4 protein-coding genes and 1 pseudogene are annotated in these 7,040 nt (G+C 70.6%); all 5 read left to right on the forward strand.

Annotated elements, in window-relative coordinates; translation table 11 throughout:
• Window positions 1-110 precede the first annotated feature (110 nt).
• Window positions 111-1,205 (forward strand): annotated as a pseudogene (locus AOK24_RS16205) (methyltransferase domain-containing protein); the annotation flags it as partial.
• Between the two features lie 176 nt (window positions 1,206-1,381).
• A complete protein-coding gene (locus tag AOK24_RS16210) occupies window positions 1,382-2,386 on the forward strand; it encodes a hypothetical protein (protein WP_055720786.1) in 1,005 nt (334 codons plus the stop codon).
• A 75-nt stretch (window positions 2,387-2,461) separates the two neighbouring features.
• Window positions 2,462-3,847, forward strand: a complete 1,386-nt coding sequence (locus tag AOK24_RS16215; RefSeq protein WP_055720787.1) for a class II fumarate hydratase — start codon at window positions 2,462-2,464, stop codon at window positions 3,845-3,847.
• A gap of 82 nt (window positions 3,848-3,929) precedes the next feature.
• Window positions 3,930-4,634, forward strand: a complete 705-nt coding sequence (fomD, locus tag AOK24_RS16220; RefSeq protein ID WP_409121419.1) for a cytidylyl-2-hydroxypropylphosphonate hydrolase — start codon at window positions 3,930-3,932, stop codon at window positions 4,632-4,634.
• A 299-nt stretch (window positions 4,635-4,933) separates the two neighbouring features.
• Window positions 4,934-6,919, forward strand: coding sequence for an ATP-binding SpoIIE family protein phosphatase (locus tag AOK24_RS16225; protein WP_055720788.1), 1,986 nt, complete (start codon window positions 4,934-4,936; stop codon window positions 6,917-6,919).
• The last annotated feature ends 121 nt before the right edge of the window (window positions 6,920-7,040 follow it).

The raw sequence follows: 7,040 nt of genomic DNA on the forward strand, positions 1-7,040 counted from the left end.
CCCCGGACGGCGGTCCCGGTGTCCCCAACCCGCCCAAGAAGTAGGGCTGTTGAGTGACTGACCACGAACGCCAGGAGCGCCCCGGCCGGGAAGGGCTGGGGCGCGCCCTTATGTCAGGGGGTGCCCTCTCCTCGGACTGGGCGCCCTCGTTCGCTGCGGTTCCCCGCGCACCGTTCCTTCCGGAGCTCATCTGGCCGTTCGACATGGAAACTGGGCAGAGCGTTCCCGTGTCGCGGGCGACCGATCCTGGACTCTGGTACCGGTACGCGGAATCCGACGTCCCGTTGGTCACGCAGTGGGACGACGGTAAGCATTCCGGCCCTGATCCGGGAGTTGTGGCGACCTCTTCCGCTTCCATGCCGTCCGTCGTGTTCCGGATGCTTCAGGATCTCGATGTGCAATCGGGAAACCGTGTATTGGAGATCGGCACCGGGACCGGATGGAACGCGGCTCTGCTCGCTCACCGGCTGGGCGCCGAGAACGTCACGACGGTTGAAGTAGATCCCGCGATTTCCGCCGATGCGCGAACGGCGTTGACCAGGTTCGGTCTTCCGGTCCATGTCATCCACGGGGACGGCCTCAAGGGGCACCCGGAAGGCGGTCCGTACGACCGGATCATCGCCACCTGCGGGCTGCGCTCCATCCCCTTCGCGTGGGTGGAGCAGTGCCGACCTGACGGGGTCGTCGTCGCCCCCTGGGGCACCCACTACGGCAACGGCGACGCCGTAGCACGGCTGACGGTCTCCGAGGACGGAGCAAGTGCCTCAGGGGCCTTCACCGGCCCTGTGGAGTTCATGAAGGCACGGACTCAACGGCTCCCGTCCATCGTCCACGCCGACTACATCAGCGGCGCCCCCGACAGTGAGAGGGCGTCCACCACGATCTCGGAAGGCGACTTCCTCGGGGAACGCTTCGATCCACGGCGGTTCGCCCTCGGGGTGAGTCTCCGCGAGTGCGTTCACGTCGCCGCTGAGAAGCACGATGGGAAACGCCCGGTGTGGTTCTACGGGCTCACCGACCGCTCATGGGCGTGCGCGGTGTTCCACGACGGCTCTCCCACACGCGTGTGGCAAGCAGGGCTGCGCCGCCTCTGGGACGAAGCCGAATCGGCGTACAGGTGGTGGAACGAGCAGGGGAAACCCGGCTTCGGACGATTCGGCCTGACAGTCACCGCCGACGCGGAGACCGTCTGGCTCGACGATCCGGAGAATCCGGTTCCGGCGAGGCACCACTCCCGCACCCCGAGCCGAGAACGTCACCACGATCGAGATCGATCGGGTCCCGACCGGAACTGTCCGTGATCCCGGATCCCCGCCGGCGGCTGTGACTTACCATCGGATTTCCGTACGTCACGGCCGCTCACCCCTGCGAGGGCTGTCCCATGACCGGAAGCGAACCGCCTCCCGAGGTGCCTCCCCCGGCGAACGGCTCCCCGTTCCTGGAGGACGTGATCGCGGGTGTCGCGCCCGACGCGGACCACGCCGATCCCGTCAGACGCCGGCGCCGCCTTGTCGTGGGTCTCGGCTGGTCGGCACTGGCCGCGATGCTCACGCTCTTCACGGCGAAGGGATGCGACTGGCTGACGGCCGAGCACGACGCGCGGGTGGCGGACGAGGCGGAGGACAAGGCGGACCGGCAGGGTCCGGCGTTCTCGGCCTCCGTGCGGCCGGACACCGAGTACGCGGAGGCGATGCTCTTCAGTACGCCGTTCTCCGCCGAGGACAAGGCGGAACTGCTCCGGACGCAGAAGGGGCACGGCACCGTCGAGCCGTTTCTGGACAGTCCCCTCACACCGTTCCTCAAGGCACACCACGGCCGCGGCGCCTTCTTCGGCGACCGCGGCCTCGCGAAGCACGGTTCCAACCCCGACTACACGTACGCCGAGGCATGGCTCGTGGACATCCTCAGCGACCGGCAGGCGAGCCTCTCCATCACCGGCCTGCGCGTCAAGGGACTCAGCTGCACTCCCGCGCAGGCCCGCAACGTCATCGAGATCGAGGAACAGGCGGGCGGCAGCTACGAAGGAATGTTCTTCGACCTGACACGCTCCCCCGCGACCGCGCTGATCACGGGCGAGGAAGGGAACTACGGAGAACCCTTCTTCTCCCGCAGGAAGATCGACCTGGGGAACGGCGCGGCTCCGATGGGACTCCGGGTCCAGGTCACCTCGGGGACGAAGGACTGCACGTGGAAGGCGTTCGAGGCCACGTACGTCGACTCCACCGGACGGCACACGCAGGACATCACGAACAACGGCGAGGACTTCCACGTCCACGGCATCGCCGCGCACCCCGAAGGGATCTTCGAGGTCAGCTCCTACGGGCCCTTCGTGAAGGAGTGCCGGATCCTGGCCGGAGGCCGCTACCACTGTCCGGTCCCGGAGTGAGGCGGCGCACACCCTGATCGGGTGAACATCCGCCCCGCCAGGAACAAGTGAGCGACCCCGTTCGCTGTACGGGACATGAGCGACTACCGCATCGAGCACGACTCCATGGGCGAGGTCAGAGTCCCGGCGCACGCGAAGTGGCGGGCCCAGACGCAGCGGGCCGTCGAGAACTTCCCGGTGTCCGGGCAGCGGATCGAGCGGGCGCACATCGAGGCGCTCGCGCGGATCAAGGGGGCCGCGGCGAAGGTCAACGCCGAGCTCAAGGTGCTGGACGCGGACATCGCGGAGGCGATCCAGGGGGCGGCGCGGGAGGTCGCGGAGGGGAAGTGGGACGAGCACTTCCCGGTGGACGTGTTCCAGACGGGTTCGGGGACGTCGTCGAACATGAACACGAACGAGGTGATCGCGACGCTGGCGACGGAGCGCCTCGGCAAGGACGTGCACCCCAACGACCATGTGAACGCCTCGCAGTCGTCGAACGACGTCTTCCCCTCGTCGATCCACATCGCGGCGACAGCGGCGGTCACCCACGACCTGATCCCGGCGCTCGAGCACCTCGCGGCGTCCCTGACCCGCAAGTCCCAGGAGTTCGCGGACGTCGTCAAGTCGGGGCGCACGCACCTGATGGACGCGACCCCGGTCACGCTGGGACAGGAGTTCGGGGGGTACGCCGCGCAGGTGACGTACGGCGTCGAGCGCCTGCGCGCCTCGCTCCCCCGGCTCGCCGAACTCCCCCTCGGCGGCACGGCGGTGGGCACCGGCATCAACACCCCGCCCGGCTTCTCGGCGGCGGTGATCGCGGAGGTGGCCCGCGCGACGGGCCTGCCGCTCACGGAGGCCCGCGACCACTTCGAGGCGCAGGGCGCGCGGGACGGCATCGTCGAGACCAGCGGACAGCTCAGGACGATCGCGGTCGGCCTCACGAAGATCGCCAACGACCTGCGCTGGATGGCGTCGGGCCCGCGCACGGGCCTCGCGGAGATCTCGCTGCCCGACCTCCAGCCGGGCTCCTCGATCATGCCGGGCAAGGTCAACCCGGTGATCCCGGAAGCGGTGCTGATGGTCGCGGCGCAGGTCACGGGCAACGACGCGACGGTCGCGGCGGCGGGCGCGGCCGGCAACTTCGAGCTGAACGTGATGCTCCCGGTGATCGCGAAGAACGTCCTGGAGTCGATCCGCCTCCTCGCGAACGTCTCGCGCCTGCTCGCGGACCGCACGGTCGACGGCATCGTCGCGCACCGCGAACGCGCGCGCGAGTACGCCGAGTCGTCCCCGTCGGTGGTGACGCCGCTCAACAAGTACATCGGGTACGAGGAGGCCGCGAAGGTCGCCAAGAAGGCCCTCGCGGAGCGGAAGACGATCAGGCAGGTGGTCGTCGAGGGCGGGTACGTGGAGAGGGGGGACCTGACGGTCGAGCAGCTCGACGAGGCGCTGGATGTCCTGCGGATGACACACCCGTAACCAGCGGTGACGCGTCTTTAAGTTCGCGAGAACCCTGACCGAAGCCACAGCGCTGCTTGGCCTGGGCACCTAATATCTGGTCATGGCAGACGAGGGAGCGGTGAGCGGCGTGAACGGTTCGGTGACAGGCGGGTCCCCGCCGGTCCGCTGGGCGCCGGGCACCCCCATCCTGTGGCGCTACCGGGCGAACGGCGCGGAGGACTTCCACATCGCCCGCCCCGTCACCGTCGTCCGGGACGACGCCGACCTCCTCGCGGTCTGGCTCGCGCCCGGCACGGAGTGCGTGAAGCCGGGCCTCGCGGACGGCACCCCGGTGCACCAGGAGCCGCTGGAGACGCGGTACACGAAGCCCCGTACGGTCCAGCGGGGCCGCTGGTCGGGGACCGGCGTCCTGAAGCTCGCGCGCCCCGGCGAACCCTGGTCGGTGTGGCTGTTCTGGCAGCCGGGCTGGCAGTTCAAGAACTGGTACGTCAATCTGGAGGAGCCGCTGGCCCGTTGGGCGGGCGGCGTGGACTCCGAGGATCACTTCCTCGACATCTGCGTACATCCGGACCGGAGTTGGGAATGGCTCGACGAGGACGAGTTCGCGCAGGCGCAGCGGGTCGGGCTGATGGACGCCGAGCAGGCCGCGCGGGTGCGCGCGGCGGGGCGCGCCGCGGCGGAGGTGATCCGCGCCTGGGGGGCGCCGTACCGGGACGGCTGGGAGAACTGGCGCCCGGATCCGTCCTGGAACGTCCCCGTTCTGCCGCAGGACTGGGACCGTACCCCCATGCATGCTTCACCATGAGACCCTTGATGCGCCCCGGGACGGCAACCGTAGGATCGTCGTCCGGAAGGGCAGTGCGGCAGTAACTCCCGGAGCAGACACCAGGTCTGACCGAACGTCACCGAGGGGCGGCAGGACGTGAGCGAGGGGTACGAGGGCAACACCGGTACGGGCGGCGGCCAGTCGTCCCCCGGGGAGTCGGAAACAGCCTCCGGTCACGCCGGTTTCCCGTTCCGCGGAGACGTATTCCGGGTATCGGATTTTCTGCGGGACCGACTGCGCGTACGGCGCGCAGCCCCGGACGGACGGATTCGACACGCGTGACGGAGCACCCGACCTCCTTCGAACGCCCTCAGGGCGCCGACCCCGCGGATCCCCGCGGGGCGCTCCTGCGTTCCCCGGCGCTCACGCCGGGCACCGCGGCACTGGAGACACCGCCGTACGACACGGGCGGTGACGGCAAAGGCGACATGGGCAAGGATCCCGAGCACTCGCAGCCGGTGGCCGCCGAACCCGACGCGCACCGCCCCCGCCCCGCGCCGGAGTCCATCCCCGCGCAGCCGGGCGGCGAGGTGCCGCAGGAGCGGCGCAAGGGCGGGGGCCTGCCGCCGGGCCAGCCGACGCCGATGCGGCGCGACGGTGACCGGCTCAGGTTCGTCGGCGCGGCCACCCGGCGCATCGCGCGGGGCATCGACCTCGACGAGATCGTGATGGGCCTGTGCCGGGCGACCGTGCCGACGTTCTCCGACGCGATCCTCGTCTACCTGCGCGACCCGCTGCCGGTCGGCGACGAACGCCCCACCGGGCCCCTGGTGCTGCGCCTGCGCCGCACCGACCGCATCCCCGAGGAGCGCGACTCGGAGGCCGGGTTCATCATCCCGGCGCCGCTGCCCGAGCCGCCGGAGATCTCCGAACTGTCGTCCGCGATCGCCGAGTTGTGCGAGGTGCGGCAGGGCGGCGCGCTCGCGGAGGTGCTGCGCGGGGTCCGGCCGGTGTTCGCGGACGCGCCCGCCGCGCGCGCCGCGCTGCCGGAACTCCTCGGCGAGGACAGCCAGTTGGTCGTCCCCGGCGGCCAGCGCGCGATCCTCGCGCCGTTGCGCGGCCGGCGCCGGGTGATCGGCGCGACCGTCTTCATCCGCCGCGCCGACCGCTTCCCCTTCGAGCCGGACGACCTCCTGGTCGCCGCCCAGCTCGCCACGCACAGCGCGCTCGGCATCGACAAGGCGGTCCTGTACGGCCGCGAGGCGTACATCGCGGACGAGTTGCAGCGCACGATGCTCCCCGAGCACCTCCCGCGCCCCACGGGCGTGCGCCTCGCCTCCCGCTACCTCCCCGCCGCCGAGACGGCCCGCGTCGGCGGCGACTGGTATGACGCGATCCCGCTGCCCGGCAGCCGTGTCGCCCTCGTCGTCGGCGACGTCATGGGCCACTCGATGACGTCCGCCGCGATCATGGGCCAGCTCCGGACGACGGCCCAGACGCTGGCCGGGCTCGACCTGCCGCCGCAGGAGGTCCTGCACCACCTCGACGAGCAGGCCCAGCGGCTCGGCCAGGACCGCATGGCGACCTGCCTCTACGCGGTGTACGACCCGGTGTCGCACCGCATCACCGTCGCCAACGCGGGCCATCCGCCGCCCGTCCTGCTGCACCTCGGCGGCCGGGCCGAGGTCCTCAAGGTGCCGCCGAACGCGCCCATCGGAGTCGGGGGAGTCGACTTCGAGGCCGTCGAGCTGGACGCACCGGCCGGCGGGACGCTGCTGCTGTACACCGACGGGCTCGTGGAGTCCCGGCTGCGGGACGTCTGGACCGGGATAGAGGCCCTGCGCGAGAAGCTCGCCGCGACCGCGCAGCTGACCGGGCCCGACCATCCGCCGCCGCTCGAAGCGCTGTGCGACGAGGTGCTCGACATGCTCGGTCCCGGTGACCGGGACGACGACATCGCGCTGCTCGCCGCGCGGTTCGACGGGATCGCGCCCAGTGATGTCGCGTACTGGTTCCTGGAGCCGGAGGACGCGGCACCCGGCCGTGCGCGGCGGCTCGCGCGAAGGGCTCTGGCGCGCTGGGGACTTGAGGAACTCAGCGATTCCGTCGAGCTGTTGGTGAGCGAGGTCGTCACCAACGCCGTGCGGTACGCCTCCCGGCCGGTCACGCTGAGGCTGCTGCGGACCGACGTCCTGCGCTGCGAAGTCGGGGACGACGTACCGCAGTTGCCCCGGCTGCGGAACGCGCGCGCGACCGATGAGGGCGGGCGGGGGCTGTACCTCGTCAACAGGGCCAGTAACAAACGAAAGGCGCCCGGCACTTGAAGAAAGTGCCGGGCGCCTCGCGTTGTTCAGCTTCTGTTGAGCTCGAACCAGACGACCTTGCCGGTGGAGAGCCGGGTAGCCCCCCACCGCCGCGCCAGCTTGTTGACGAGGTACAGCCCCC

The sequence above is a fragment of the Streptomyces niveiscabiei genome, from assembly GCF_001419795.1.
Classification (GTDB): domain Bacteria; phylum Actinomycetota; class Actinomycetes; order Streptomycetales; family Streptomycetaceae; genus Streptomyces; species Streptomyces niveiscabiei.